This window comes from Actinophytocola sp., from assembly GCF_035712165.1.
GTDB lineage: Bacteria > Actinomycetota > Actinomycetes > Mycobacteriales > Pseudonocardiaceae > DASYTH01.
This window is the reverse complement of the sequence record NZ_DASTBH010000204.1, coordinates 1-26,081: the sequence shown is the minus strand read 5'-3', so window position 1 is coordinate 26,081 and position 26,081 is coordinate 1. Positions and strand designations below refer to the sequence as shown.

The window sequence follows — 26,081 nt, the reverse complement described above, 5'->3', positions numbered from 1 at the left end:
GTGGCGGCCTGGCCGGCGGCGGTGCTCGGCGATCCCGAACTGTCCGCCGAGGTCGCGGCGTTCGTCGAGCGGATCCGGCCGGCCGGCTGGTCCAACTCGCTCGGCCAGAAGCTGCTGCAGCTCGCCGCACCCGGGATTCCGGACATATATCAGGGAACCGAGCTGTTCGATTTGTCCCTGGTCGACCCGGACAACCGGCGGCCGGTGGACTTCGCCGAGCGGGCGGCGGTACTGGACCGGCTGGAGTCGGGCTGGCTGCCGGAGATCGACGAGTCCGGGACGGTGAAGCTGCACGTGGTGCGCACAGTGTTGAGGCTGCGCCGGGACCGGCCCGAGCTGTTCGCCGGTTACCGGCCGGTGTCCGCGGAAGGAGTCGCGTCCGGGCACGTGGTGGCGTTCGCGCGGGATGCCCGGTTGGTGGCCGTGGCCACCCGGCTGCCGCTGGGTCTGGCCCGGTCCGGCGGGTGGGGGGAGACCAGGCTCGCGCTGCCGGGCACCTGGGTCGATCTGTTGACCCGTACGGAGGTTTCCTCGTCGCGGCTGGCCGATGTGCTGGGCCGGTATCCGGTTGCGCTGTTGCTGCGGGAGGACCGGTGATCTCGGTCTGGGCGCCGCACCGGGAGCGGGTGCGGCTGGTCGGTGACGGTGCCGTGCAGGACCTGAGCAAGGACGGGCGGGGCTGGTGGACCGGGGACTTCTCCGGTGTGGACTACGGGTTTCTGCTGGACGACGACGAGAAGCCGTTGCCTGATCCGCGGTCCCGGTGGCAGCCGGACGGTGTGCACGGACTGTCCCGGCGGTACGACCACGCTGCGTTCGAGTGGACCGATGCCGGCTGGACCGGGCGGGCGTTGCCCGGCAGCGTGATCTATGAGCTGCACATCGGAACGTTCACCCCGGCAGGCACCTTCGACGCCGCCGTGGAGCGACTCGACCACCTGGTGGACCTCGGCGTCGACCTGGTCGAGGTGATGCCGGTGAACGCCTTCGACGGGACGGCCGGATGGGGCTACGACGGTGTGGCCTGGGGTGCGGTGCACGAGCCGTACGGCGGGCCGGACGGGTTCAAGCGGTTCGTCGACGCCTGCCACGCGCGCGGGCTCGGCGTGCTGCTGGACCTGGTCTACAACCACCTCGGGCCGTCCGGGGCCTACCTGGACCGGTTCGGGCCGTACTTCTCCGGCAGCAACATCTGGGGCCCGGCGCTCAACCTGGACGGGCCGGACTCCGACGAGGTCCGCCGGTACGTGCTGGACAACGCGCTGGGCTGGCTGCGTGACTACCACCTCGACGGGCTGCGGCTGGACGCGGTGCACGCGCTGGCCGACCGGGGCGCGGTGCACCTGCTGGAGGAACTGGCCGCCGAGGTGGACGCGCTCGCCGCCGGGCTACGCCGCCCGCTGGCGCTGATCGCCGAGTCGGATCTCAACGACCCCAAGCTGATCACGTCCCGGGAGGCCGGCGGCTACGGGCTGACCGCGCAGTGGAGCGACGACGTGCACCACGCGCTGCACGTGGCGCTGTCCGGGGAGACGCACGGCTACTACGCCGACTTCGGCGCGCGCGGGGCATTGACCCGGACGCTGCGCTCGGCGTACTTCCACGCCGGCACCTGGTCGTCGTTCCGGGGGCGCACGCACGGCCGGCCGGTGGATCCCAGCCGGATCCCCGGCTACCGGTTCGTCTGCTTCCTGCAGAACCACGACCAGATCGGCAACCGCGCGGTGGGCGACCGAATGACCGCGACCGTCGCACCGGAACGGATGCTGTGCGGGGCCGCCATTCTGCTGTGCTCGCCGTACACCCCGATGATCTTCATGGGGGAGGAGTGGGCGGCCGCAACGCCCTGGCAGTTCTTCGCCTCGTTCCCCGACCCGGAACTGGCCGAGGCGGTGCGCACCGGGCGGCGCCGGGAGTTCGGCGAACATGGTTGGGGCGAGGCGGAGATCCCCGACCCGATGGATCCGGAGACGGTGGCGCGATCCACCCTGCGCTGGGATGAGCTGACCGTTCCGAGACACCGCAAGGTGTTCGAGACCTACCGCGCCCTGATCCGGTTGCGCCGCACCCATCCCGCGCTGGCCGATCCCCGGCTCGACCAGTTCACCGTCGACTCCGACCCGGACCACCCGTGGCTGGTCCTGCACCGCGGGTCACTCCGGGTCGCCGGCAACCTCGGCGACGCCCCGGTCACGGTGCTGTTGGACCGGGTCGTCTCCGGCATCCTGCTCAGCTCGGCCGCAGCCGGGCACGACGGGCACGCCCTGACCCTGCCGCCCACCTCGTTCGCCATCGTCAGCGTGTTCTGATCCGACACGCCGCGGCCCGCCCGACCGATCATTCTCAGTGAGCGGAGGGGGTGCGCACCGCATGCCGTTGCTGGAGATCGCCACCGGGGTCGCCGCCGAGGTCACCGTCGCCGGCAGCCGGGCCCTGCTGCTGAAGCTGCTCGGCGTGCAGGACGAGCAGCTCAAGCGCCTGGCGGGCATCGAGGACGGCGTGCGCCGGCTGCGGGAGGGGCCGTGGCGGCAGGCGCGGGTCCTGATCGCCGACGCCGCCGAGGCCGGCGACGACGATCCGCAGCGGCGGGTCTATCTGGACGAGGCCCGGGCGGCGCTGTTCCTCGCCTACGGCAACCATCCGGAGGTGGATCCCGTGCGCGCCCACATCGCCGCCGAACTGGGCATGGTCCTCGGCCTGCTCGGCCGCGCGGACGACTGCCGGCGCTGGGCGGCCAGAGCGCACGAGGAGGCGGTCGCGGTGGTCGCCCGGGCGGTGCCCCGGGTGCAGGCCGAGGTCAACCGGCGGGAGTGGCTGCCGTTCGTCGAGGACGTGCGCGACTTCCTGTGGGACATCTCGGACACCAGGGGAGCCAGGGACTTCTGGTATCCCGTCCGGGGCGACCGGACCGACGAGTTCACCACGGTCCAGGAGCGGTACTACGCGCTGGGCGAGCTACCGCGGCCGGAGCCGGAGACCCCGATGAGGGTGCCGGAAAATGAGCTCGCCTGGCGGCTCGGCCTGGACCCGGAGGCGGGTCGGTGGCTCGCGCTCAGCTTCGCCCGGCAGACCAACACCGTCCCGGGCAGACGGCTGATCTGGTTGCGCAGGCAGGCCGACCAGGTCGAGGAGTACCGCCAGGTGTGCCTGGTCCTGCGGCCGGGCGCCGTCCTGCCGCGCCACCGGCTCGCCCTCGACCTGCGCCGGCGCTACCACGCGAAGATCAGCTGGACGGAAACCGGCTGACCCAGCGCCGTTGCCAGGGAGTCTCGACGGCACGGGGCCGGTAGTGCGCGCGGGCCCAGTCGACCGCCCCGGTGGGGGCAACCCCGGCAAGGACGGCGAGGCAGGCGATGACCGTGCCGGTGCGGCCGATCCCGCCGCCGCAGGCGACCTCGACCCGCTCGCCGGCCCGGGCGCGGTCGTGCAGCGCCCGGATGTGTGCGATGGCCGCGCCGGAGTCGCGCGGCAGCCGGAAGTCCGGCCAGTCCAGCCAGTCGTGGGGCCAGGTCAGATCCGCGTCGTGCCGGCCGCGAAGCCGGGCACTGCCCAGATAGAGGCCGTATTCGGGCGGTTCGCCGGCCGGCGCGGGGTTGCGCAGTCCCCGGCCGCGCACCCACGAACCGTCCGGCAGCATGATCGCCCCAGTGAGCCGAGCCGTGATGTCCCCCAAATGCCGTGCCGAACTGACCCGGCTTTCCTATCACGCAATCTTCAGCCGGTTCTCACCACCTGGGATTCCTCAGCTGCCGGTGCGCGGCGCGGGAGGTTCGGCGATGCCCTCTTCCGGACGTAACCCGAGTGCCTCGAGCAACAACGCGCAGTCCGCCGCATCGTGGGCCGCGGACGCAACCGCCCTGGTCGCGTGGGCCCGCCGGGCCCGGAGCAGCGCCGGATCCTCGACCAGGACGTCGTGCGGGGCGGTGACGAGCTGGTCGACCGTGATGGGCAACATGGTCATCTCCTCGCAAGCTGTAGGGATTCAGCGACTACCCGCGATCACCTCGTCCGAAACCGCCGTTTCACTTTCTGGATGCAGTGGCGCGGTGTCCATCCCGGCGCCGTCCCGCAGGCCACCGAGGAACTCGGCGATCGCCGCCCGGGAGGTCTGCCGCGGGGTCCAGCCCAGCTCGGTGCGCGCCCGGGTGCAGTCCATGATCGGTAGCCGGAGCACCGCGTCGAACAGTCCCGGTGCGGCCGGCACCAGGTGCAGCCGCCAAGCCGCCGACAACGCCATCCGCACCGGCCAGGCCGGCGCCGCCACCACCCGCGCGCCGAGGCACTCGGCGAGCAGCACCGGATCGACCACCGGGTCGGCGGCCAGGTTCACCGGACCGCGGATGTCGCTGCGCGCGGCCAGCACGTAGGCCTGCGCCGCGTCGGCGGTGTGCAGCGCCTGGAACCGCAGTCCGGGCAGGTCCGGCACGATCGGCGGGCGCAGCCGCCGGACCGGCAGCAGCCGGCCGGCGAACAGCCGGCGCTGCTGGCTGGCCGACTCCCGCTTGAACAGGAACCCGGGCCGCATCCGCACCACCCGGACGTCCGGCTGGGCCAGTTCGAAGCTGTCCAGCACCCGTTCGATGTAGGCCTTCTCCCGGGTGTACGCGGCGTCCGGCCAGCCGTGCGTCGGCCAACTCTCCGCCACCGGCACATCCTTGGGCCCGGGGGAGTAGGCGCCCACCGACGAGGCGTAGACCAGCGTCGGCACCCGGGCCGCGGCGACGGCGTCGAACACCCGGACACTGCCCAGGACGTTGGCCTCCCAGGTGGTCACCGGTTGGTGGGTCGGCTGGAACTGCCAGGCCAGGTGGATCACCACATCCGCCCCGGCGAAGATCTCGACCAGGTTGTCGGTCAGCACGTCGGCGGTGTGCCAGGTGGTCTTGTCCGCGGTCCACTCCGGTTTCCGGCGCGCCACCCCGACGATCGAGCCGACCTCCGGATCGGCGCTCAGCGCCTCGATCACGCTCGTGCCCACGTTTCCGGTTGCCCCGGTCACGACTATGCGGTCCACGGTCATCAACTCCCGTTCCGGCCGGACTTGACCCGGAACCGGGCGGTGCCTTCCACCGTGTCGTCCACGTCCAGGATCGCCTCGTCGGTGAGCTCGGCGGTCAGCGAGTCGAGCATCACGCGGGCACCGGTGGTCTCCTCGGTGATCACCTGGTCGTTCTGGTCCGGCATGGTCGCGACCGAGATCGAGTAGTCCGGCTCGCCGTCGGATCGAAGCGCTTCGACCCGCAGTCCGCCGTCGGTGGGCGCGCCCTGCTCGTCCGCGAGCCGCTTGATGGCGAGCCCGGCTTCGGGGGTTATACGCAGCATGCGTTCCGGTTTCCCCCCAGCCGCGCGTCTACACGCTCAGGGGTGCTCCCACGAGAGCGCTGAGCCGGGCGTTGAACCCGTCGTCGGCGAAGGCCGCGCGCAGTGCGGGCGGATCGGGCTGGCCGGGGTACTCGTCGGCGCGCAGCTCGGCGACGAAGTGGGCGACCGCGTGCGGCGCGGGGAGGACGTCGCCGCCCAGGTAGCTGAGAATGATCATGTCGTCGCCGCAGCGGGTCTCCAGCGCCGCGGCCCAGCCGTTCTCCTCGTCCCAGGTCAGGGCCAGGTCGTGGTTCGGGTAGCCGGGCAGCCGGCCGTCGACGGCGATGTAGGCGGTGGCCCGGTCGTCCAGCTCCCAGCAGCTCGCCTCCGGGCCCACACCCAGCTCCCGGCAGACCGCTGACACGTAATGGCACAGCCCCCGTGCGGCCGCCCCAACAGGCCCCATGCTCACCGCTCGCCCACCACCTCTCGCCCTGACCGGCCTGTACCCCAGCCGAGCCACGGTTAATCCTCCGATCTGGTCACGATTTGGGCGGTTGCGGCCGGGGTAGGACACGAACATTGGCTCCAAGTCTCATGGTGGTACTCATGACGGGCGTGCCGGCTCTGCTCGAGATCGACCGCACCCTCCACGAGGGTGCGACGGTCGTGCGGCCGCACGGTGAGCTGAACCTGGCGACCTACAGCCACCTGCGCGACGCCCTGCTCAAGAGCGCGCTGGAGCTGCCCCGCGCCGTGGTGGTCGACATGGAGGGACTCCGGGTCCCGACCGACTCGGCCCTGGTGGTCTTCTCCTCGGTGTGTGTGCAGGTCTCGGGCTGGCCGGCGGTCCCGATCGTGTTGGTGGCCACCCGCAAGCTGGACCGGCTGCGGCTGCGCAAGAACTCGGTCAGCCGGTTCGTGCCGGTGTTCGCCAGCATCGGCGAGGCGCTCGGCGGGCTCACCACGCCGCCGCACCGGCGCCGCACCCTGATCGAGCTGACGCACAGCGCGGCCAGCGTGGGCGTCGCCCGGCAGTTCGTCGAGGAGACCTGCCACCGGTGGGGCTCCCCGGGCCTGCTGCCGGACGCCGTGCTGATCGCCAGCGAGCTGGTCGAAAACGCCGTCCGGCACACCGGGTCGGAGCCGCGGCTGCGGTTGGAACAGGGCGAGTCGACCCTCACCGTCGCCGTCTACGACGACGACGACACCCTGGTCCGGATGGTCGAGCCGGACCTGACCACGGCCGTGCAGCTGGGCCTGGTGCTGGTCGACAAGCTGGCCCACACGTGGAGCTGCGCGCCCATGCTGTCCGGCGGCAAGGTCGTCTGGGCCGTGCTGCGCCGTTAGCTAGCCCGGGGTGGTCTGGCTGCGGGCGTGGTCGGCGGCCCGGCGGTGCTGTGCGGCCTGGCGCACCAGTTCCTCGGCGGCGGAGCGGCTGGCGGCGGCACGCTCCTCGTACAGGGCGGCGATGGCGTCGTGCGCCTCGGCGGTGGCCCGCTGGGCCTCGGGATCCTGGGGTTTGCCGGGCTCGGCCCGGCCGCTGCCGGCCAGCTGGGCCAGGTCCCGGGTCTGCGCCGGGTCGATGCCGGTGGTCGCCACGATCTCGGCCAGGTCGCGCAGTTTGACGTTGAGCTTCTGCGAGGTGCGGACCAGCAGGTCGAACCCCTGCTTGGCGGTGAGATGGTGGCGCTCCATCAGGATGCCCACCGCCTGCCCGATGCCCTGCCGGGTCTGCACGGCGGCACGCAGGTCGGACTCCAGCCGCGCGGCCTCCAGCGCGATCGTGGCATGCGTGGCGAACACCAGCGCCAGGCTCATCGACTGCTCGGTGAACGCGTGCTTGGTGCGCGCGTAGAGGTTCAGCGCCGACAGGGAGCCGCGTTCGCTGGACAGGTGGCAGGCCAGCATGCTGCCGACCCCGAGCCGGTCGGCCCGCTCGGCGAACTTCGGCCAGCGGGTCTCGGTGGCCATGTCGTCCACCCGCAGGATCCGGTCGTCCCACACCGCCTGCAGGCACGGACCTTCACCGGTCTCGTACTGGGCCAGGTCGGTGGCGACGGCGAGCTGGTCGGTCGCGGCCGGCGTCTCGATCTTCCCGTTGCGCGCCAGGGTCAGGCCGGCCGTTTCCACCCCGGGCACCACCGCGACCGCCATCGCCACGATGTCCTCGATCGTTCCCACGAACGAGTCCTGCGTGGCGAGCACCTTGGCCGTCTGGGCGAACATCTGGGCCAGGTCCATGTCCGACCATTCCTGCATGGTGGCAATCTAGGCCCTGAAACGGCGGGTGGGGTAGCCGCTCGCGACTACCCCACCCGCGTGTTCCCGCTACTCCTTACCGGTCAGGACGGTGCGTCACCCGCAGCGAGTTGATCACCGGCAGTTGCTTTCCCTGACGGGCGCCGAAGAACACCTCTACGGTCCCGCCCTGCGGCACGGTCACGAAGAACGTGCGCCGGTCGGCGGTCAACGTGCCGACCGCGGCCGCGATGTCGTAGCCCGGCAGCACCATCGTGCCGTTGAGCATCACATCGAAGACCCGCCGGCCCGGCCCGAAGCCCGCCCGGAGCTCAGCGAAATCCAGCTCGACCTGGTAGACGCCGGCCGGCAGGTTGTCGAACCGGTAGCCGGCCATGCCGGACCGCTGGTTCTGGTACAGCCGGTCGTCGTCGGTTCCGGCGATCGCCCGGTTCGAGGTCTCCACGAAACCGGGACCGATGTAGCCGAAGCCACCCGGCGCCCAGGCCTGGTCAGCGACCCAGGCGTCGGCGTTGGTGTCGGTGAAGGCGCCGGTGCCACCGGCGTCGACACCCTTGCGGAAGGCCGGAACCACCAGCGTGACGGCAACACTCAGGGTGGGAGTGCGGCCGGCGTTGGTCTCCAGGTCGATGGTCGCGTGGTACACGCCCGGCCGCAGGCCGACCGGGTCGACCCGGACGGTCAGCGGTTGGGTGCTGCCGGACGGCACGGTGACCGAACCCGGCACCGTCCACAGCCACGACGCGCTGCTGGTCAGCGTGTACTCGAGATCCAGCTCGCTGGTGCTGGCCAGGTTGAGCGTGGCCGTGCGGAGCTGACCGGCCTGTGCCAGGAACACCAGCGGCCCGCCCGTGAGGACTGCCCGTGGCGTGTGCAGCGCGACGTTGTGCGTGGTGGTCGCGCCGTCGGTCACGGTGACCGAACTGGTGACGCTGGTGTAGAGCTGCTTGCCGACCCGGACGTCGTACTGGCCGGCCAGCAGGTTCAGGGCGTAGACGCCGTTGGCGCCGGTGGTCGCGGTGGAGACCACGTCCGTGCCCTTGAGCACCTCGACGGTCGCGCCCGCCACCGGCAGACCGTCGTTGAAGTCGGTGACCGTGCCGGTCAGGACTCCGTGCGGCGGCAGCTTGAACCGGATGGACTGCGTGTCGTTGAGGGTCGAGGCGTTGAGCGAGTACTGCAGGGCGTCGGTGCCGGTCTCGTTCTCGATGCCGACGGTGGCCGAGTTACCGGTCTCCCGGCCCTGAGCGGGGTCGAGGCCGCGGTAGGCCAGCACGATCTCACCGTTCTCGTTCAGCACCGTCTCGAAGTCGATCCGCGAGGAGCTGGCGCCACCGAAGAACATGGCGTTGCGCCATTCGATGACGAACTGCCGGTTCGGCGCGGTACCCGAGGTCTTGCTGAACACCCGGCTCGACGAGTCGAGCAACAGGTCGTCCCAGAACGGGTAGATCGCCGCGTTCGGAGCGGACGTCGACGGAATGGCGGTGTTGGAGAAGGAGGAGTTCGCCGCCAGGAAGTTCAGCGCTCCGTTCGTGTTGAGGAAGGCGGTGTTGTACGTCCGGCCGTAGAAGAAGAAGCCGAACGGCAACGTCACCGGCGTCGAGGCGTCGTCGCCGGTGAGCGCCACCGGGGTGTCACCCTCGACGTAGTTCGTCCCCTCGAGCACACAGAAGTTGCCGAACAGGTCACGCCGGTTGGGGATGGTGAAGTTCAGCGTGACGTTCCCGGTCACGTTCAGGGCCTGCGTCTGCTGGTCGTAGCAGCCACCAGCGGAGGCCTTGGCCTGGTAGGTGCCGAGCGGAACGTTCGGGATGGAGTACGAGCCGTCCGCGCCGGTCTGCACCGGAGCGATCGGCGTGCCGAGGATCTCCACCGTCGCGTTGGCCACCGGGGCGCCGGCCGCGTCGCGCACGACACCGCTGACGGTGCCGTTGGTGACCCGGGACAGCGCGAAGTCCTGCGTGGTGGTCTGCCCCTCGGCGATGGTCACCGAGGCGGTGGCGGAGCCGTAGCCGAACGTGGACGCGGTCACCGAGTAGCTGCCCACCGGCAGCGTGCTGCTGTAGCGGCCGTCGGCGCCGGTGATCAGGCTCCGGTTGCTCGGGCCGGTGATCTGCACGCTGGCGCCGCTGATCGGCGCGCCGGTGCCGGCATCGGTCACGACACCGGTGAGGGTGCCGACCGGGCCACGCGGGGACTGGTCCACGGCGGCGAAGGCGTTGAGCTTGCCCTCGCCCCACACGTTGTTGTTCTGTGCGGTGCCGCCACAGCTGAGGTCGGACGTGTCGGTCGCGGTGCCGTTGAGCAGCGCGGCGGTCTGGTCGAAGTCACCGACCAGCGACGGCGCGGCCGACCACATCAGGGCCACCGTGCCGGCCGTGTGCGGGGAGGCCATCGATGTTCCGTTGAAGGCGTCGTAGCCACCGGGGACCGAGGACCGGACGTTGACGCCGGGGGCGGCGACGTTGGGCTTGATCATGCCGCCCTCGCCGGCGCCCCGGCTGGAGAAGCCGGCGATCGCGCCGTTGATGTCGAACGCGCCGGAGGCGTAGGTCTCGGTGTAGGCGCCGGGGGAGCCGGAAGTGTTGCAGCCCGGTCCAGAATTCCCGTTGGAGAACGCCGGGAAGATCCCGGACGCCCGCCAGGCCTGCACCGTGGACTTGTAGAACGGGTCGAACCCGCCCGCGCCCCACGAGTTGTTCACGATGTTCGGCCGCAGGTCCGGCCGCGGGTTGGCGCCGGACAGGTCGGTCGGCGCGAGCACCCACTGGCCGGAGCCGAGCAGGGCGGCGTCGGAGCAGCTGCTGGACTCGCAGCCCTTGGCGGCGATCCAGGTGGCGCCGGGGGCGACACCGATCTGGTTGCCGGCGCCGTCGTCGCCGACCATCGTGCCCATCGTGTGGGTGCCGTGGTCGTTGTTGTCACAGGGCGCCGGGGACGGGCAGACGTTCGACGGGTCGAACCAGTTGTAGTTGTGGTTGAAGGTGCCGCCGCCGGTGTTGCCGCGGTACTTGCCGACCAGCGCCGGGTGGGTGTACTCGACACCGGTGTCGATGTTGGCGACGACGATGCCCTCACCGCGCACGCCGAACGTGGACCACACGTCGTCGGCGTTGATCGCGGCGATGCCCCACTCAACGGTATCGATCTTGGTCTGCGCCTTGCCGGGGATCGACTTGGGGATCTCGTAGGTGCGCGGGGCCAGGATCCCGGTGACGTCGCCGCGCTTGGCCAGCGACTGCGCCAGGGCCGTGGTGCCGGCCTTCACCTTGATCGCGTTGACGATGAAGAACGACTGGTAGCTGATCTTCTGCGCGTCCAGTTGGGCGCGCACCTCTTTCTGTGCCGCGTCGGCGGTCTGCTTCAGCGAGTCGACCACGGCCGTGCCGCGGGCCGACCAGTCCTTGATCGCCGAGGCGGATGCCAGGTTGGCGGTCTGGCCGAACATCACCCAGAAGTCGGCGCTGTCCTTGGCGGCCAGCGAGGTGGTCACCGCCTGCTCGATCTTGGCGGCCGACGTGTCCGGTGGTGGTGCCGCCGTCGCGGGCGTGACGAACACGCCCAGCATGGCGAGAACCGCAGTGAGTAGGCCGAGCAGCATTCGGCCTCGTCTGCGGGTGTGAGGTCGTCGTGACATGCGGTCGATCCTCCGTTCCCGTGCGGCCTGCCGTGTGGCCGCACGTGCGCCCCACCCGTAGCGCGGTAGTCACTACGGGTACGGATTGCACGCTCCAGGATTGCGACGGTCCGGTCACGGACTGGAAGCGGGCGGTATCCGGTCGCAGCAGGGTCTTTTTCACGGTTACCAGCGGCTTTGAGTGGTAATCACCCCAACACTGCCCGTGATCTGCCCGAAACCAGTAACGAATTGACTACTCGTTCGATCACGCAGGTAGGCGGGTATGTACGGAGGTGGCACGTGGATGCACGAGGAGTGCTCGACACGATCAACGTGCCACTGGTGCTCTGTGTGGGTACCAGCGCGGAGGAGATCGCCGCGATCGCCAAGGCGACCGGTGGCCGGATCGCCGTGCTGTACCTGCCCGACACCGAGGCCCTGCGGGCGGCGCTGGCCAGCCGGGAGCTGATGCCGCCTGCGCCGGTGAGCGAACCGATCCCGACCCATCGGGTGGTGGAGTTCGGCAAGCTGCGGATGGACGCCGATCTGCGCGAGACGACCTGGCGGGGCAGCCCGGTGCCGTTGTCGGCGCGCGAGTTCGACCTGCTGTTCGCCCTGACCCGCGACCCCGGCCGGGTGTGGACCTTCGCCGAGCTCACCACGCATGTCTGGGAGCGGCCCTACCTCGGCGACATCGAGGCCGTGGTGTCGGCGGTCAAGCGGCTGCGCCGGCAGTTGCGTGCCGCCGCGCCGGGCGTGCAGGTGGAGTCCGTGCGCGGGGTGGGCTACCGGCTGGTGGTGGCCGGCAGCCCGGACCCGGCCTGAACTATTCGGCGACGAACACCGTGCGCAGGTGGTCGTTCTGGCCGGAACCGGGGTTGACGTAGACGAGCGCCTCGTGCGTGCCCGGCGTGATCTGTCCCACCAGGATCTTCGGCGTGTCCCCGTAGCCCGGGTGCATCTCCTCCGACGTCCAACTGGCGATGTAGCCACCGTCGAGCTCGACGCCGACCTCGGCCTTGCCGACCTCGTCGCCCACGTTGAACAGCTCGAAGCTGATCTCGGTGTCCTCGCCGGTCGGGTACACGGACAGCTCGCCCCCGGCGAACTCGAACATTGCGGTCATACCGCCGATCGAACCCCGGTTCGCGGCGCCGGTCAGCGGGCCAGGGGGCGGTCGATCGGGCAGGCCGACCGCCCGGCCGGCGGCCCGCGAGCCGCCAGGCATGCTGTGCCCCATGGCTGAGCAGCACTATCTGGCTGGTTTGGATCTTGCCGGGCGGCGGGTCGTGGTGGTCGGGGGCGGCACCGTGGCGCAGCGGCGGCTGCCCCGGCTGGTCGCGGCCGGCGCACGGGTGGAGCTGATCTCCCCGAGCGTGACGCCCGCCGTCCAGGCGATGGTGGACGCCGGCGAGCTGACCTGGCATGCCCGCCGCTACGCCGGCGGCGACCTCGCGGCCGCCTGGTACGTGCTGTGCTGCACCAGCGATCCGGCGGTCAACGCCGAGGTGTCCGCCGACGCCGACCGGGAGCGGGTGTTCTGCGTGCGCGCCGACGCCGGGGAGCGCGGGAGTGCGGTGACCCCGGCCACCGGGGAGCACGACGGGATGCTGATCGGGGTGCTGTCCGGGGGCCGGCCGTTGCGCTCCGCCGCGGTGCGTGACGGTCTGCTGGACGCGCTGCGCGAGGGCCGAGTGGCCGATCATGGCGCGACCGAGGCGCCCGCGGCCCGGAGTGGCGGTGGGGTGGCGCTGGTCGGCGGCGGGCCGGGTGACCCGGAGCTGATCACCGTGCGCGGCCGGCGGCTGCTGGCCCGGGCGGACGTGGTGGTCGCGGACCGGCTGGCGCCCCGGGAACTGCTGGATGAGCTGGCGCCCAACGTGATCGTGGTGGACGCCGCCAAGATCCCGTACGGCCGGGCGGCCAGCCAGGACGCGATCAACGCGACGATCGTCGAGCACGCCCGGGCCGGCCGGTTCGTGGTGCGGCTCAAGGGCGGTGACCCGTACCTGTTCGGGCGCGGGTTCGAGGAGCTGATCGCCTGCGCCGAGGCGGGCGTGCCGGTGACCGTGGTGCCCGGGGTCACCAGCGCCTTCGCCGGGCCGGCGGTGGCCGAGGTGCCGGTGACCCACCGCGGCGTCGCGCACGAGGTCGTGGTGGTGTCCGGCCATGTCGGACCGGAGGACTCGCTGACCGACTGGTCGGCGCTGGCCCGGCTGTCCGGCACGATCGTGATCATGATGGGCGTCGAGCGGGTCGCGCGGTTCGCCGAGGCACTGCTGGCCGGCGGGCGGGCGGGCGACACTCCGGTGGCCGTGGTGCAGGACGCCACCACTCGGAACCAGCGCACCCTGCGGTCCACTTTGGACCGGGTGGCGGCCGACGTGGCGAACCAGGGCATCCGGCCGCCTGCCGTGATCGTGATCGGCCCGGTGGCCGCGCTGTCCGGCCAGGCTGGCAGGATCGCCCCATGATTCTCCGGCGTACCACCACGGCGCTGGCCATGGCGGGGTTGACCATGCTCGCCGTCGCCACCCCGGCCTTCGCGCACGCCGAGCTGATCAGCAGCAGCCCGGCGAAGGGCGCCACGCTCAGCGCACCCCCGGCGCTGGTGACGCTGACGTTCAACGAAGCGGTGTCGCCGCTCGAGGTCCGGGTGGCCGGGCCGTCGGGCGTGCAGTGGGCCGTGGGTCAGCTTTCCGTGCAGGGCCCCGTGGTGAACGCGCCGGTGCAGCCGGTCGGCCCCGCCGGCCCGTACGTGTTGTCCTACAAGGTGAAGTCGGACGACGGCGACGACGTGACCGGCACGGTGGACTTCACGATGGCGGTCGCGGTCACCACGACTCCCGCCGCGCCCACCACGACCACCACCACCGCCGCGCCCACGACGACGGCCGCGCCGACCACGACAACGGCGGCGCCCGCACCCGCGCCGGCCTCCGAGGAGACCGACACGGGCGTCCCGCTGTGGGCGTGGCTGCTGGGCGGACTGGTCATCCTCCTCGTCGCCGGCCTGCTGCTGATGCGCAACCGCAGCACCACCGATCCAGACGCCGACCCCGACACCGACACCGAGCCGGACTCCGCCCCGCCCGACCCGAAGAGTTAGGCAGCACAGTTCCCCGGATCGCAACAACCGCACAAAACTCCGGAGTGGCGGGACATTCAAACCATGCCGGCGGTGTGGAGTAGGCGTTCGGTGAGGGCGGGCGGATCGGCGAGGCGGTCCGGCAGGCCGCGGGCGGCGAACCAGCCGGCGATGTTGGCCACGTCCCTGGCCAGGAACTCCGGGCCGCGCGGGTTGGCCACCACGTCGACGACCTGCGGCAGGTCGATCAGCATCAGGTGACCGTCCTGGACCAGGATGTTGTACGCGGACAGGTCGCCGTGGGTGAGCCCCTCCGTGGCCAGCAGGTCCAGCGCGGCGGTGAGCTGTTCCCACAGGTGCGCCAGTTCCTCGCCGTCCGGTCGCAGTTGCGCCAACCGGGGCGCGGCGCGGCCGGCGCCGTCGTCGAGGAACTCGATCAGCAGCTCGGTTCCGTTGCGCTGCGCGGGATACGGCACGGGCGCGCCGATCGACCACAGCCGGGACAGCGCCGCGAACTCGGCGACCGACCACTGCTCGGCGAGCAGGTTGCGGCCGAACGCCGTGCGGTTGACCATCGCGCGCATCTGCCGCGACTCGCGCACCCGGCGGCCCTCCAGGTAGCCCGCGTCCCGGTGGAACATCCGGTGCTCGTTGCTGCGGTACCGCTTGGAGGCCAGCAGACAGGACTGACCGGTGTCCGGAACCGCGCGCTCGACCAGGTGGACGTCGGCCTCCTTGCCGGTCTTGAGCACGCCGAGATCGGTGTCCACCGCCGCCAGCTCGGTGACCAGCCAGTCCGGCCGCGGGTGCGGGCCCTGCTCACCGTCGAGCCAGGTGGACCACCGGTAGGCGCCGGCCGGCAGCTCCGTCTCCGCCGTCAGCGCGTCATCCCGCATCCCGGCGAGCCGCTGCCGCGCGTCCTCGGTCAGCCGCCCGGACCGCTGCGGCTGCGGTTCGTCGTCAAACCGCGCCCGCCGACGCCGCCGGCGGCCACGATCCTCGTCGAAGTCATCAAAATCGTGCGAAAGCACTGGTGGGTTCTCCTCAAATGAAGGGGTGCGCCCCACCGGTGCGCGGCGATTTCCTCAGCTCGCGGCACTCACAAGCGGGGCAGGACGGGCGCATGCCACATCCACGACAATCGCGTACATGGGCACCTCCTCACCTGAAACCCTCACCTGCTCCGGGCACCCTCCCGCACCCGGGCCCCGCCCGCAACCCAATTTCGCGCGTCCTCAACCGGCTGTCTCGGTGAGCAGGTGGAGGGTTCGGGGGGCGGGATGGTCGAGCCGGATGCCGGCGGTGGCGGCGGCGCGGATGACGGCGCGGACGGTGGTGGGCTCGCGGGGAGTTCGGGCCAACGCGGCGGCGAGGCGGCCCTTGTGGGCCTTGTTGGCGTGGCTGATCGTGGTGCGGCGGTCGGCGGTGACCACCGCGACGGTGATCGCGTGGGGGATCGCGGCCAGGTTGGCGTAGGGCCCGGAGCGCAGGTCCAGGATCAGGTCGTCGACGGTGGACAGGGTCTTGCTCAGGCTGGCGTGCCACACGGACCGCAGGCTGCCGAGGCCGGGAAGACTGTTGCCACCGGAGAGGCGGTAGGCCGGGATCGGATCATCCGCGCGGAGCACACCGAACAGGGCCGAGGCGACCGCGAGCCGGCGGCTGGCGCGGCCGCGTTCGGCGCGGGTCAGACCGGGAACGTCGAGCGCGTCGTAGAGCACGCCGGTGTAGCGCTCGATCGCCGGGTGGGTCGGCGAACGGCGCAGCGCGCCGTTGCGGGCGACCTCGCCGGACTGCCGCTCGGTCAGGCCGAGCACGGCGCGGCTCGTCGCCGGATCCCCGGCGAGCGTCACCAGCGCCGACACCAGGCGCTCGCGCAGCGTGGTCAGCTCCGGAAAGGACAGCGCGTCGAGGTCGAGCGGCGGACGGGTGCCGCCGTCGGACTTGGTCTCCGACGGCGGCAGCAACAGCAGCATGGTCGCCGAGCGTACGTCAGCCCTCCTGCGTCCCCACGCAGAACTCGTTGCCTTCCGGGTCCTGTAAGACAGTCCAGGTCAGACCGGGCACCGAGTGCTCGCCGACCACGGTCGCGCCGAGTCCGACGAGGCGTTCCACCTCGGCGTTGCGGTCGGCCGCCCCGAAGTCGACGTGCACCCGGTTCTTCCCGACCCGCGGCTCCGGCACGCGCTGCAGCCCGATGTACGGCCGGTCCTCGCCGGTCCCGATGAAGACGAACTCGCCACCGAACTCGTCGCTGATCTTTCCGCCGATCGCCTCGGCCCAGAAGACGGCCAGTTTGCGCGGGTCAGCGCAGTCGATCGTGACCCCGCCCAGCTGAATGCTCATGCGCCGCACGCTAGACGCGCCCACCGACAAAACCGGCATGATGGCCCGGTGCGCACGATCGACTGGCGGGACGACCACATCGTCGCGGTCGACCAGACCGCGCTGCCCGACGCCGTGCGGATGCTGGACATCCACACGGTCGCGGAGTTGACCGACGCGATCCGGCGGTTGGCCATCCGGGGCGCGCCGGCCCTGGGGGTGGCCGGTGCGCTCGGGGCCGCGCTCGCGGCCCGGGAACCGGCCGACGTCTGCCGCCGCCAGGTCGAAGCGCTTCGACAGGCGCGCCCGACCGCGGTGAACCTCGCCTGGGGTGTCGACCGGGCCATGCGCCGTTTGCCCGAGGGTCCCGCCGCCGTGCTGGCCGAAGCCCTCGGCATCCTGGATGAGGACGTGCGCGCCAACCGGGCCCTCGCGGCGCGCGGCGCGGACTGGCTGCTCGCCCACGGCGCCGCCCGGCTCAACGTGCAGACGCACTGCAACGCCGGCGGACTGGCGTGCGTCGAGTGGGGAACCGCGCTGGGCGTGGTGCGGGCGTTGCACGAACGCGGCGCGCTCGGCCGGGTGTACGTCGACGAGACGCGGCCGCTGCTGCAGGGCTCCCGGCTGACCACCTGGGAGCTTGCCCGGCTGGGCATCGAACACACCCTGGTCGTCGACTCGGCCGGCCCGTCGGTCCTGGCCCGCGGGTTGGCCGACGCGGTGCTGGTCGGCGCGGACCGGATCGCCGCCAACGGCGATGTGATCAACAAGATTGGCACCTACCCGCTGGCGCTCGCCGCCGCCCGGGCCGGGATTCCGTTCGTGGTCGCCGCCCCGGAGTCGACCCTGGACCCGGACAGCCCCACCGGCCAGGACGTGGAGATCGAGATCCGGGACGGCGCCGAGATCGTCCACATGGGACAGATCCGGACCGCGCCCGCCGGCACGCCGACGCTGAACCTGGCCTTCGACCTCACCCCCGCGGACCTGGTGACCGCCATCGTGACCGAGCACCGGGTGATCCACCCGGCGAAGGGGGAACGCCCGTGAGCCGGGACCGCTGGGACGAGGGTGTCGCGCCGGCCGGGGCGCTGGCGGAGTTGGTGTACGGGTCGCGGTTGCTGGGGTCCGACCCGTCACTGGTGTTGCACGGCGGGGGGAACACCTCGGTGAAGGACGTGGTCACCGACGTGACGGGGGAGCGGGTCGACGTCCTGTGGGTGAAGGGGAGCGGGTGGGACCTCGGGTCGATCGAGCCGGCGGGGTTCGCGCCGTTGCGGTTGCGGAGGTTGCGCGAACTGCTCACCGTGGAGCGGCTGTCCGACCGGCAGATGATGAACGAGCTGCGGTGCGCGTCGTTGGACTCCTCGGCGCCGGACCCGAGCGTGGAGTCGTTGCTGCACGCGCTGTTGCCGCACACCGCGGTGTTGCACAGTCACGCGGACGCGATCGTGACGCTGACCAACACGGTGGCGGGCCCCGAACTGGTGCGGGCCGTCTTCGCCGACCGGGTGGTGGTCGTTCCCTATGTGATGCCGGGTTTCCTGCTGGCCAGGGCGTGCGCGGGGTTGTTCGGGGCCGGGGTGGGGGAGCGGACGGTGGGCATCGTGTTGATGAACCACGGGCTGTTCACCTTCGGCGCGGACACCCGGGAGGCCTACCGGCGGCACGTCGAGTTGGTCGGTATGGCCGAGGAGTACCTGGGGGTGCCCACCCGGCCGGACGCCCGGGCGGCAGCCCGGGTGGAACCGGTGCGGCTGGCGGAGTTTCGGGCGCAAGTGTCCACTGTGGTGGGTGCGCCGGTGATCGTGCGCCGGGACGCCACCGCACCGGTCATGTCCTTTGTGGACAGGGAGGATCTGGCCGGCGTTGCCGGGCAGGGGCCGGCCACCCCGGACCATGTGATCCGGACCAAGCCGGTGCCGATGATCGGGCGGGATCTGGACGCGTTCACGCGGGAGTACCGGGAGTACTTCCAGCGGCACGCGGGCGAACGGGACCTGACGATGCTCGACCTGGCGCCGCGGGTCGTGCTCGACCGGGACTGGGGGATGTTGGCTGTCGGGCGGACGGTGCGGGACGCCGACGCGGCGCGGGACATCTACACGCACACCATCGACATCATCGAGCGGGCGGAACGGCTCGGCGGGTACCGATCGCTGGCTCCGGCCGACCTGTTCGAGGTCGAGTACTGGGAGCTGGAACAGGCGAAACTGCGCAGGGGCAGCGTGTCCGGCCCGTTGACCGGGCAGGTGGCGCTGGTCACCGGGGCGGCGTCGGGGATCGGCCGGGCGTGCGTCGAGGCGTTGCGGGCCGCGGGGGCGGCGGTGCTGGGGGTGGATCTCACGGCGGCGCCGGACGTCGGGGTGCAGGGGGATGTCACCGATCCGGAGACGGTCCGGGCCGCCGTCGAAACGGCCACGGAGCACTTCGGGGGGATCGACATCGTGGTGCCCTCGGCGGGCGTGTTCCCGGGCGCCCAGCGGATCGGTGACCTGGAGCCGCGGGCCTGGCGGCGGACCATGGCGGTGAACGCGGACGCCGTCGCGACGCTGCTCGCCGAAACGTATCCGCTGCTGAGGTGCGCCCCCCGGGGCGGAAGGGTGGTGCTGATCGCGTCGAAGAACGTGGCCGCCCCAGGCCCCGGCGCGGCGGCGTACTCGGCGTCCAAGGCGGCGGTGACCCAACTCGCCCGGGTGGCCGCGCTGGAGTGGGCGGCGGACGGCGTGCGGGTCAACGTGGTGCACCCGGACGCCGTGTTCGACACCGGGTTGTGGACCCCCGAGGTGCTCGCCGAACGCGCCGCCCACTACGGCCTGAGCGTCGAGGAGTACAAGCGCCGCAACCTGCTCGGCACCGAGGTGACCAGCGCCGCGGTGGCCCGGGTCGTCGTCGCACTGTGCACGGACACCTTCGCCGTCACCACCGGCGCCCAGATCCCCATAGACGGCGGCAACGACCGCGTGATCTAAGTCGCGCGACCACTGCACAAATTCCGGAGAGGCGGCTCAGCGGTCACCGCTGGCGGGCGCGCCAGGCGGCGGCTTTGCTGCGGTTGCCGCACACGGCCATCGAGCACCACTTGCCCGCACCGGCCCGGGACAGGTCGAAGAACGCCCACTGGCAGGAGTCGTTGCGGCACACCTTGAGCCGGTGCCAGCGACCCTCGGTCATGGCTTCGGCGATCACGGCGAGCAGGGCGCCGACGCCGGCATCCACTCCGGTGGCGCCGGAGACCAGCCGGACGGTGCCGGTGGCGGAGAACTGCGGCCGCAGCCGGGTCCGGCGCGCGGCGCCGCTGAGCACCTCGGCGGCCCGCTCGTCCGGGCCGGCGAGCAGGTCCCGGACGGCCTCGCGCAGCTCGACGGCCCGGTCCCGGTCGGCCTCCGTCACCGCGGTGCCGGCCGCCAGCAGATCGTTGCGGCGCAACCATTTCGCCAGTTCGTCCGGGCTGTCGAAGGCGTCCGTGCCGCCCTCGATGTCGCGGGTGTTGACGAACTCGCGGACCAGCCGCAGCGGCCCCTCTTCCACGACCAGCGTCACCTCCAACGTCAGGATACCGGTTATGACCCTGTAACCCGTTGGAGCCTGCGCCTATCAGGTGACTACGCTTTCCCGCACATCTGTTACGAGGAGTGTCTGCCGTGATCACCAGGATGTCGTCGCTGTTCCTGCGCACCCTGCGCGAGAACCCCGCGGACGCCGAGGTGCCCAGCCACAAGCTGCTGGTGCGCGCCGGTTACGTTCGCCGCGTCGCCCCGGGCGGGTACTCCTGGCTGCCGCTGGGGCTGAAGGTGCTGCGCAACGTGGAGCGGATCGTGCGCGAGGAGATGGACGCCATGGGCGCCCAGGAGCTCCAGTTCCCCGCGCTGCTGCCCCGCGAGCCCTACGAGGCGACCGGCCGCTGGACCGAGTACGGCGACAACGTGTTCCGGCTCAAGGACCGCAAGAAGGCCGACTACATGCTCGGCCCCACCCACGAGGAACTGTTCGCGCTCACCGTGAAGGGCGAGTACAGCTCCTACAAGGACTATCCGGTCATCCTCTACCAGATCCAGACCAAGTACCGGGACGAGGCCCGCCCCCGGGCCGGCATCCTGCGCGGCCGCGAGTTCCTGATGAAGGACTCCTACTCGTTCGACCTCGATGACGACGGCCTGGCCAGGTCCTACAACCTGCACCGGGACGCCTACATCAAGATCTTCGACCGGCTCGGGATCAGCTACGTGATCGTCTCCGCGATGTCCGGCGCCATGGGAGGCTCGGCGTCCGAGGAGTTCCTGGCCGAGGCGGAGACCGGTGAGGACACCTTCGTCCGCAGCACCGGTTCCGGCTACGCGGCCAACGTGGAGGCGGTGATCACGCCGGCCCCGCCCGCGCGGTCCACCGCGGACCAGCCGGCGGCCCAGGTGCACCACACCCCGGACACGCCGACCATCGAGACCCTGGTGGACTTCCTGAACGCCGCCGGGATGGGCCGCACCTTCACCGCGGCCGACACGCTGAAGAACGTGCTGGTGAAGACCCGCGCTCCCGGCGAGGACAAGTGGCAGTTGCTGGCCGTCGGCGTGCCGGGGGACCGCGAGGTGGACTTCAAGCGGCTGGAGGCATCCGTGTCGCCGGCCGAGGTGGCCCTCCTCGACGAGGCCGACTTCGCCGCGAACCCGTTCCTGGTCAAGGGCTACATCGGTCCGAAGGGCCTGCAGGACAACGGGGTGCGCTACCTGGTCGACCCCAGGATCGTGACCGGCACGGCCTGGGTCACCGGCGCGGACAAGCTCGACCACCACGTGGTGGACCTGGTCGCCGGCCGCGACTTCACCCCGGACGGCACCATCGAGGCCGCCGAGGTGCGCGAGGGCGACCCGTCGCCGGACGGCCACGGCACGCTGGTCGCTGCCCGCGGCATCGAGGTCGGGCACATCTTCCAGCTGGGCCGCAAGTACGCCGACGCGTTCAGCCTGGACGCCCTCGGCCCGGACTCCAAGCCGATCCGGATCACCATGGGCTCCTACGGGATCGGCGTGTCCCGCCTGGTCGCGGTGATCGCCGAGCAGTCCCACGACGAGTCCGGCCTGGTGTGGCCCCGGGCGGTGTCCCCGGCGGACGTGCACATCGTGATCGCCGGCAAGGACGAGGCGGTCCGGGCCGGCGGTGAGCGGCTGGCCGCCGACCTCGACGACGCGGGCCTGTCGGTGCTGCTGGACGACCGCACTGCCACGCCCGGCGTCAAGTTCGCCGACGCCGAGCTGGTCGGGGTGCCCACGATCGTGGTGGTCGGCCGGGGTCTGGCCAACGGGGTGGTCGAGGTGAAGGACCGGGCCACCGGCGAGCGCACCGAGGTGGCGGTGGCGGACGCGGTGGCGCACCTGGTCAGGTTGGTCGAGGGCTGAGTATCGCCGCCAGCACCGCGGCGGTGTCGGCGAGGTCGGGCAGCACGATGGTGGCGCCGGCGGCGTGTAGCTCGTCGGCGCCGTACCGGCCGGTGGCCACGCCGACGGTGACCGTGCCGTGGTGGCGCCCGGCCAGCATGTCCCGAGGCGTGTCGCCGACGACCACGACCGACTCCGGCGCGTACTGGCGGCCGTACTTGGCCGCGGCCTGGGTCATCGCGTCGGACACCAGGTGGTGCCGCTCCACCGCGAGCGCCCCGTAGCCGCCGACCTCCAGGTCGACGTAGCGGTCCAGCCCGAACGGTTCCAGCTTGAGCCCGGCTAGCTCGGGCAGGTTGCCGGTGACCAGGGACTGCACCACCTCGGTGCGCCCGTACAGCTCGGCCAGGATGTCCGCGGCGCCGGGCAGTGCCCGGCCGAGGGTGGCGAAGTCGTGCCGGTCGGCCCGGGCGAGCCGGATCAGCTCGGCGAACACCCGCTGGACGTCCTCCTCCTCGTTTCGGGAGCCGTGCAGGGCGAGCAGTTCGGCGGCCAGCGCCCGCTCGGTCCGGCCGGCGAAGTCGGGTATGTGCAGCAGGTCGACACCGAGGACGTTGTTGAGCGCCTCGGCGTACCACCGGCGTCCGACGCCGCTGTAGTCGACCAGCGTCTGGTCGATGTCCCAGAGCACGAGCATGCCGCCATCGTAGTTATTAAACGCGCGTTGACTTACTGTCCGGCCAGGTCTACCGTAATTCAACGTAGGATGAACTTCGAGGGAAGGTTTCCGATGAGCCGCACTCCCCACCCGTCGCTGCTCGGCGTGATCATGGGCCTGGCCGGTGCCCTCGTGGCGGTGGTCATCGGTCTGCTCACCTTCGGCGCCCAGGCCACCGTGCACCCCGACGAGGTTCCGCTGGCCGTCGCGGTGCCGGCCGGCGTGCCACCGCTGCAGGCCGCCGCCGAGCGGATCGCCGGACAGGGCGGCGACCTCGTCTCCTGGCGCGTGACCACCCCGGAGGCGGCCCGCGACCTGCTGGAGGACAAGGAGATCTACGGCTTCCTCGACCTCGCGCCGGGCAACCCGCCGACGGTGGGGATCGTCGTGTCCGGCGCGGTCAACCCGCAGGGCACGCAGGTGGCCCAGCAGGTGCTCACCGAGGTCAGCCGGGCACTCGGACAGGGCGGCGCCGAGGTGCGGATGGTGCATCCGGCCAGCGCCGCCGGCCGCGTCGCGCCGCTCGCCGGCAGCGCCCTGCTGTGGATCGCCGGCATGATCGGCACGCTGTTCTTCGGCCTGGTCACCACCCGGCGCGGCATCCGGGCCGGGGTGACCAGCCGCGCCGTCCTGGCGGTGTCGGTGACCCTGGCCGGCACGGCGGTCGTCGCCGGGTTCTTCGCGCTCTGGGACGACACGCTGCCCCTGTCCGCCGGCGTGCTCGGCTTCCTGCTGCTCACCGGGCTGGCCTTCGCCGCGGTCCAGGGCGCGCTGTTCCGGCTGCTGCGGCTGCGCGCGATGGCCATCGTCGCGCCGCTGTACCTGATCGCGCCCGCCGTCGCCGGCACCGTCCCCGAACTGCTGCACCCCGCCTACCGGGCGCTGCTGTGGTCCTGGAGCCCGTTCCGGTTCTCCACCGAGGCACTGCGCGGACTGCTGCTCGGCACCCCGTCCGCGCCGGACGTGCGCACCGGCGTGCTGGTGCTGTCGGTCATGGCGGTCGTGGGTCTCGCCGTGGTGCTGGTCCCGCCGCGCCGGTCAACCGCCGGAGAGGAAGCTCAGCCGGACCCGGCGGACCGGGTTGTCCCGGTTGGTGTCGACCAGGCAGACGGACTGCCAGGTGCCGAGCGCGAGTTGACCGGCGAGCACGGGAACGGTCGCGTACGGCGGTAGCAGCGCCGGCAGCACGTGGTCGCGTCCGTGGCCCGGCGACCCGTGCCGGTGCCGCCAGGGCTCCTCGGGCGGGAGCAACCGGCGCAGGGCGGTGAGCAGGTCGTCGTCGCTGCCCGCGCCGGTCTCGATGATCGCCAGGCCGGCGGTGGCGTGCGGCACCCAGACGTGCAGCAGGCCGTCGCCGGCTGCGGCGTCGGCCAGGAACCGTTCGCACTCCCGGGAGATGTCCCGGACCACCTCGTGCGAGCCGGTACGGATCTCAATTTCTTTGCTGTGCACGAAGTCGAACCGTAACGTCCCGGGCATGCGCACCGCTTTCGGCGAGACCTTCGATGTCCCCACCGGCTACCTCAACACCGCCAGCGTCGGCGTCCCGCCCATCGCGGTCGCCGACGCCGTGACGACGGCGGTCGGCCGGTGGCGCACCGGAGCCGCCGAACCGCCCGAGTACGACAAGCACGTCGCCCTGGCCCGGGAGGCCTGGGCCCGGCTGGTCGGCGTCCCGCACACCACCGTCGGCAGCGGTGCCAGCGTGTCCCAGATGATCTCGCTCGTGGCCGCCGGCCTGCCGGAGTCCACCCGGGTGGTGACCGTGGCGGGGGAGTTCACCAGCGTCACCTTCCCGTTCGCCGCGCGCGGCATGCGGGTCACCGAGGTCGCGCCGGAGGATCTGGTCCGGGCCGCCGGGCAGCACGACCTGGTGGCGGTCAGCGTCGTGCAGTCCGCCGACGGCGCCATCGCCGACCTGGACGCCCTGCGCGAGTCCGGGACGCGGGTGCTGCTGGACGCGACCCAGGCGGTGGGCTGGCTGCCGCTGCGGCTGGACTGGGCCGACTGGGTGGTCGGCGCGAGCTACAAGTGGCTGATGGCCCCGCGCGGCGCCGCCTGGCTGGCGGTGCGCCCGGACGTCGTCGACCTGACCAGCCCGGCCGCCGCCAACTGGTATGCCGGCGAGGACCCGTGGCAGAGCGTCTACGGGCTGCCGCTGCGGCTGGCCGGCGACGCCCGGCGCTTCGACCTGGCTCCGGTCTGGTTCGCCCAGGTGGGTGCCGCCGCGGCGCTGCCCTGGCTGGCCGATCTGGACCTCGAGCAGGTGCGGGCGCACTGTGTGCGGCTGGCCAACGCCACGCTGACCGGGTTGGGCCGGCCGCCGGGGGACTCGGCGATCATCTCGCTGGAACTGCCGGACTCCGCGGCCGCCGCGCTGCGCCGGGCCGGGGTGGTCGGGGCGGTCCGGGCCGGCCGGACCCGGCTGTCGTTCCACCTCTACAACACCGAGGAGGACGTGGACGTGGTGGTCCGCACGTTGAGCGGGCAACGCTGAGCCATTACGGTGAGCCCCCGTGTCGGGTCCTCATTCTGCTGGGCAGCCGCCCTGGCGTGGCGGTGCGATCCCGGGCGAGGACACCACGCCCCTGCGTCAGCGCGGCGCCCCGCTGCAGTTCCAGGCCGAGCCGCCGCCCCAGCCGCAGAACAAGGTGCTGGTCTGGGTGCTGCGTGGCCTGGGGTTGCTCGCCGTCGCGGTGATCTCCGGCCTGATCTGGTGGTACATCAACGACGAGGGCGCGACGCCCACGCAGAACCAGACCCAGCCGAGCGAGCAGCCGGCCAGCGGTCAGTTCACGTTCGCGGCGGTGCCCGAGGTCGCCGAGCCCAAGCACGACAGCAACTGCGCCGACCACGCCTACGGTGACGTGCAGAAGTTCCTGCAGACCACGCCGTGCCAGCAGCTCACCCGCGGTCTGTACACCACGACCAGCGCCGACGGCCGCAAGGTCTACGCGAACGTGTCGGTGGTCCGGATGCCCACCGCGGAGAACGCGGCCAAGCTGCGCGAGCTGGCCGACTCGGACGGCACCGGCAACGTGAAGGACCTGGTGCGCGAGGGCCTGGTGAAGGTGGCGCCGCTGACCTCGCTGTCCGGTGCCGGCGGGTACCACGCGGTCCAGCACGACCGGAACGTGATCATCGTCGAGTCCGACTTCGCGCCTGGTTCGGCCAAGGGCGAGAAGCAGAAGGACGAGGACATCCTGGACGCGATCTGCGTGGACGCCACCCTGTTGGGTGACCGGATCGGTGCTTAGGGCCGGTCGGACGGGCCCTAACCGGGTTGGCCGGGCAGGGCCGGCGTGATCTTCGCTTCGCCGGCCGTCCTGCGCCACCGCGCGGCCCGTACCGCGGCGGCGGTGAGCGCCTCCAGCGCGGCCTTGCGGACGTCCG

General features: G+C 71.8%; 26 protein-coding genes and 2 pseudogenes. 13 read left to right on the top strand and 15 right to left on the bottom strand.

The window, feature by feature from the left end:
• The 3 genes and pseudogenes from VFO68_RS11535 to VFO68_RS11525 form a co-directional block, all read left to right on the top strand.
• A pseudogene (locus tag VFO68_RS11535) lies at positions 1-597 on the top strand (malto-oligosyltrehalose synthase); the annotation flags it as partial.
• Positions 594-2,309: a malto-oligosyltrehalose trehalohydrolase gene (gene treZ, locus VFO68_RS11530; protein ID WP_325158218.1), complete on the top strand. Its 1,716-nt coding sequence runs from the start codon at positions 594-596 to the stop codon at positions 2,307-2,309. The pseudogene VFO68_RS11535 and the gene treZ, both read left to right, overlap by 4 nt.
• A 61-nt stretch (positions 2,310-2,370) precedes the next feature.
• On the top strand, positions 2,371-3,246 hold the full coding sequence (locus VFO68_RS11525) for a hypothetical protein (RefSeq protein WP_325158217.1): 876 nt from the start codon (positions 2,371-2,373) through the stop codon (positions 3,244-3,246).
• On the opposite strand, the gene VFO68_RS11520 is transcribed toward VFO68_RS11525, so the two are convergent.
• From VFO68_RS11520 to VFO68_RS11500, 5 genes are all read right to left on the bottom strand, one after another.
• Positions 3,224-3,637: a protein-tyrosine phosphatase family protein gene (locus VFO68_RS11520; protein WP_325158216.1), complete on the bottom strand. Its 414-nt coding sequence runs from the start codon at positions 3,635-3,637 to the stop codon at positions 3,224-3,226. The genes VFO68_RS11525 and VFO68_RS11520 overlap by 23 nt on opposite strands.
• Positions 3,638-3,742: 105 nt before the next feature.
• Entirely contained in the window at positions 3,743-3,961 is a 219-nt protein-coding gene (locus VFO68_RS11515) for a hypothetical protein (protein ID WP_414635487.1), read from the bottom strand.
• 21 nt (positions 3,962-3,982) lie between these two features.
• Positions 3,983-5,020 carry an SDR family oxidoreductase gene (locus VFO68_RS11510; RefSeq protein WP_325158215.1) on the bottom strand — a complete coding sequence of 346 codons (1,038 nt, stop codon included), beginning with the start codon at positions 5,018-5,020 and terminating at the stop codon, positions 3,983-3,985.
• Positions 5,020-5,322 (bottom strand): hypothetical protein, encoded by a 303-nt coding sequence (locus tag VFO68_RS11505; RefSeq protein ID WP_325158214.1) that lies wholly within the window; start codon positions 5,320-5,322, stop codon positions 5,020-5,022. The genes VFO68_RS11510 and VFO68_RS11505 overlap by 1 nt, the downstream gene beginning before the upstream one ends.
• Before the next feature lie 28 nt (positions 5,323-5,350).
• Positions 5,351-5,725 (bottom strand): DUF6292 family protein, encoded by a 375-nt coding sequence (locus VFO68_RS11500; RefSeq protein WP_325158213.1) that lies wholly within the window; start codon positions 5,723-5,725, stop codon positions 5,351-5,353.
• Between the two features lie 185 nt (positions 5,726-5,910).
• On the opposite strand from VFO68_RS11500, the gene VFO68_RS11495 reads away from it, so the two are divergent.
• Positions 5,911-6,651: an STAS domain-containing protein gene (locus tag VFO68_RS11495; RefSeq protein ID WP_325158212.1), complete on the top strand. Its 741-nt coding sequence runs from the start codon at positions 5,911-5,913 to the stop codon at positions 6,649-6,651.
• Here the strand turns inward: VFO68_RS11495 and VFO68_RS11490 are convergent, their stop codons facing one another.
• Both VFO68_RS11490 and VFO68_RS11485 read right to left on the bottom strand, forming a co-directional pair.
• Positions 6,652-7,563: a GAF and ANTAR domain-containing protein gene (locus VFO68_RS11490; protein WP_325158211.1), complete on the bottom strand. Its 912-nt coding sequence runs from the start codon at positions 7,561-7,563 to the stop codon at positions 6,652-6,654.
• 76 nt (positions 7,564-7,639) lie between these two features.
• Positions 7,640-11,167: a carboxypeptidase regulatory-like domain-containing protein gene (locus tag VFO68_RS11485; RefSeq protein WP_325158210.1), complete on the bottom strand. Its 3,528-nt coding sequence runs from the start codon at positions 11,165-11,167 to the stop codon at positions 7,640-7,642.
• 318 nt (positions 11,168-11,485) lie between these two features.
• Between VFO68_RS11485 and VFO68_RS11480 the strand changes: the two genes are divergently transcribed.
• Complete coding sequence (locus VFO68_RS11480; RefSeq protein WP_325158209.1) at positions 11,486-12,010, top strand: winged helix-turn-helix domain-containing protein; 525 nt, start codon at positions 11,486-11,488, stop codon at positions 12,008-12,010.
• A 1-nt stretch (position 12,011) separates the two neighbouring features.
• On the opposite strand, the gene VFO68_RS11475 is transcribed toward VFO68_RS11480, so the two are convergent.
• Entirely contained in the window at positions 12,012-12,311 is a 300-nt protein-coding gene (locus VFO68_RS11475; protein WP_325158208.1) for a hypothetical protein, read from the bottom strand.
• 112 nt (positions 12,312-12,423) lie between these two features.
• Between VFO68_RS11475 and cobA the strand changes: the two genes are divergently transcribed.
• Together cobA and VFO68_RS11465 are read left to right on the top strand one after the other, a co-directional pair.
• On the top strand, positions 12,424-13,659 hold the full coding sequence (gene cobA / locus VFO68_RS11470) for a uroporphyrinogen-III C-methyltransferase (protein ID WP_325158207.1): 1,236 nt from the start codon (positions 12,424-12,426) through the stop codon (positions 13,657-13,659).
• On the top strand, positions 13,656-14,294 hold the full coding sequence (locus tag VFO68_RS11465; RefSeq protein WP_325158206.1) for a copper resistance CopC family protein: 639 nt from the start codon (positions 13,656-13,658) through the stop codon (positions 14,292-14,294). The genes cobA and VFO68_RS11465 overlap by 4 nt, the downstream gene beginning before the upstream one ends.
• A 56-nt stretch (positions 14,295-14,350) precedes the next feature.
• On the opposite strand, the gene VFO68_RS11460 is transcribed toward VFO68_RS11465, so the two are convergent.
• From VFO68_RS11460 to VFO68_RS11450, 3 genes are all read right to left on the bottom strand, one after another.
• Positions 14,351-15,304 carry a serine protein kinase RIO gene (locus tag VFO68_RS11460; RefSeq protein ID WP_325158205.1) on the bottom strand — a complete coding sequence of 318 codons (954 nt, stop codon included), beginning with the start codon at positions 15,302-15,304 and terminating at the stop codon, positions 14,351-14,353.
• A 204-nt stretch (positions 15,305-15,508) separates the two neighbouring features.
• Positions 15,509-16,249, bottom strand: coding sequence for a peroxide stress protein YaaA (locus VFO68_RS11455; RefSeq protein WP_325158204.1), 741 nt, complete (start codon positions 16,247-16,249; stop codon positions 15,509-15,511).
• A gap of 16 nt (positions 16,250-16,265) precedes the next feature.
• Positions 16,266-16,619 (bottom strand): VOC family protein, encoded by a 354-nt coding sequence (locus VFO68_RS11450; protein WP_325158203.1) that lies wholly within the window; start codon positions 16,617-16,619, stop codon positions 16,266-16,268.
• 48 nt (positions 16,620-16,667) lie between these two features.
• Between VFO68_RS11450 and mtnA the strand changes: the two genes are divergently transcribed.
• Positions 16,668-17,648: an S-methyl-5-thioribose-1-phosphate isomerase gene (gene mtnA, locus VFO68_RS11445; protein WP_325158202.1), complete on the top strand. Its 981-nt coding sequence runs from the start codon at positions 16,668-16,670 to the stop codon at positions 17,646-17,648.
• The gene (locus tag VFO68_RS11440) at positions 17,645-19,570 is read left to right on the top strand and encodes a bifunctional aldolase/short-chain dehydrogenase (RefSeq protein WP_325158201.1); all 1,926 of its coding nucleotides are present in this window, start codon (positions 17,645-17,647) and stop codon (positions 19,568-19,570) included. The genes mtnA and VFO68_RS11440 overlap by 4 nt, the downstream gene beginning before the upstream one ends.
• A 43-nt stretch (positions 19,571-19,613) precedes the next feature.
• On the opposite strand, the gene VFO68_RS11435 is transcribed toward VFO68_RS11440, so the two are convergent.
• Positions 19,614-20,141 carry a CGNR zinc finger domain-containing protein gene (locus VFO68_RS11435; protein WP_325158200.1) on the bottom strand — a complete coding sequence of 176 codons (528 nt, stop codon included), beginning with the start codon at positions 20,139-20,141 and terminating at the stop codon, positions 19,614-19,616.
• Between the two features lie 101 nt (positions 20,142-20,242).
• Between VFO68_RS11435 and VFO68_RS11430 the strand changes: the two genes are divergently transcribed.
• Positions 20,243-21,991 (top strand): proline--tRNA ligase, encoded by a 1,749-nt coding sequence (locus tag VFO68_RS11430; protein ID WP_325158199.1) that lies wholly within the window; start codon positions 20,243-20,245, stop codon positions 21,989-21,991.
• Here the strand turns inward: VFO68_RS11430 and VFO68_RS11425 are convergent.
• The gene (locus tag VFO68_RS11425; protein ID WP_325158198.1) at positions 21,972-22,667 is read right to left on the bottom strand and encodes an HAD family hydrolase; all 696 of its coding nucleotides are present in this window, start codon (positions 22,665-22,667) and stop codon (positions 21,972-21,974) included. The two genes, VFO68_RS11430 and VFO68_RS11425, sit on opposite strands and share 20 nt — an antisense overlap.
• Positions 22,668-22,760: 93 nt before the next feature.
• On the opposite strand from VFO68_RS11425, the pseudogene VFO68_RS11420 reads away from it, so the two are divergent.
• A pseudogene (locus VFO68_RS11420) lies at positions 22,761-23,786 on the top strand (ABC transporter permease); the annotation flags it as partial.
• Here the strand turns inward: VFO68_RS11420 and VFO68_RS11415 are convergent.
• Positions 23,727-24,140, bottom strand: a complete 414-nt coding sequence (locus VFO68_RS11415) for a YjbQ family protein (RefSeq protein ID WP_325158220.1) — start codon at positions 24,138-24,140, stop codon at positions 23,727-23,729. The pseudogene VFO68_RS11420 and the gene VFO68_RS11415 sit on opposite strands and share 60 nt — an antisense overlap.
• Positions 24,141-24,165: 25 nt before the next feature.
• Here VFO68_RS11415 and VFO68_RS11410 point away from each other — a divergent pair, with 25 nt between their 5' ends.
• The gene (locus VFO68_RS11410) at positions 24,166-25,185 is read left to right on the top strand and encodes an aminotransferase class V-fold PLP-dependent enzyme (RefSeq protein ID WP_325158197.1); all 1,020 of its coding nucleotides are present in this window, start codon (positions 24,166-24,168) and stop codon (positions 25,183-25,185) included.
• A 19-nt stretch (positions 25,186-25,204) separates the two neighbouring features.
• Positions 25,205-25,945 carry a hypothetical protein gene (locus VFO68_RS11405; RefSeq protein ID WP_325158196.1) on the top strand — a complete coding sequence of 247 codons (741 nt, stop codon included), beginning with the start codon at positions 25,205-25,207 and terminating at the stop codon, positions 25,943-25,945.
• A 17-nt stretch (positions 25,946-25,962) separates the two neighbouring features.
• On the opposite strand, the gene VFO68_RS11400 is transcribed toward VFO68_RS11405, so the two are convergent.
• Positions 25,963-26,081 (bottom strand): DUF4439 domain-containing protein (locus VFO68_RS11400; RefSeq protein WP_325158219.1); only part of this gene is annotated, 119 nt, incomplete at its 5' end.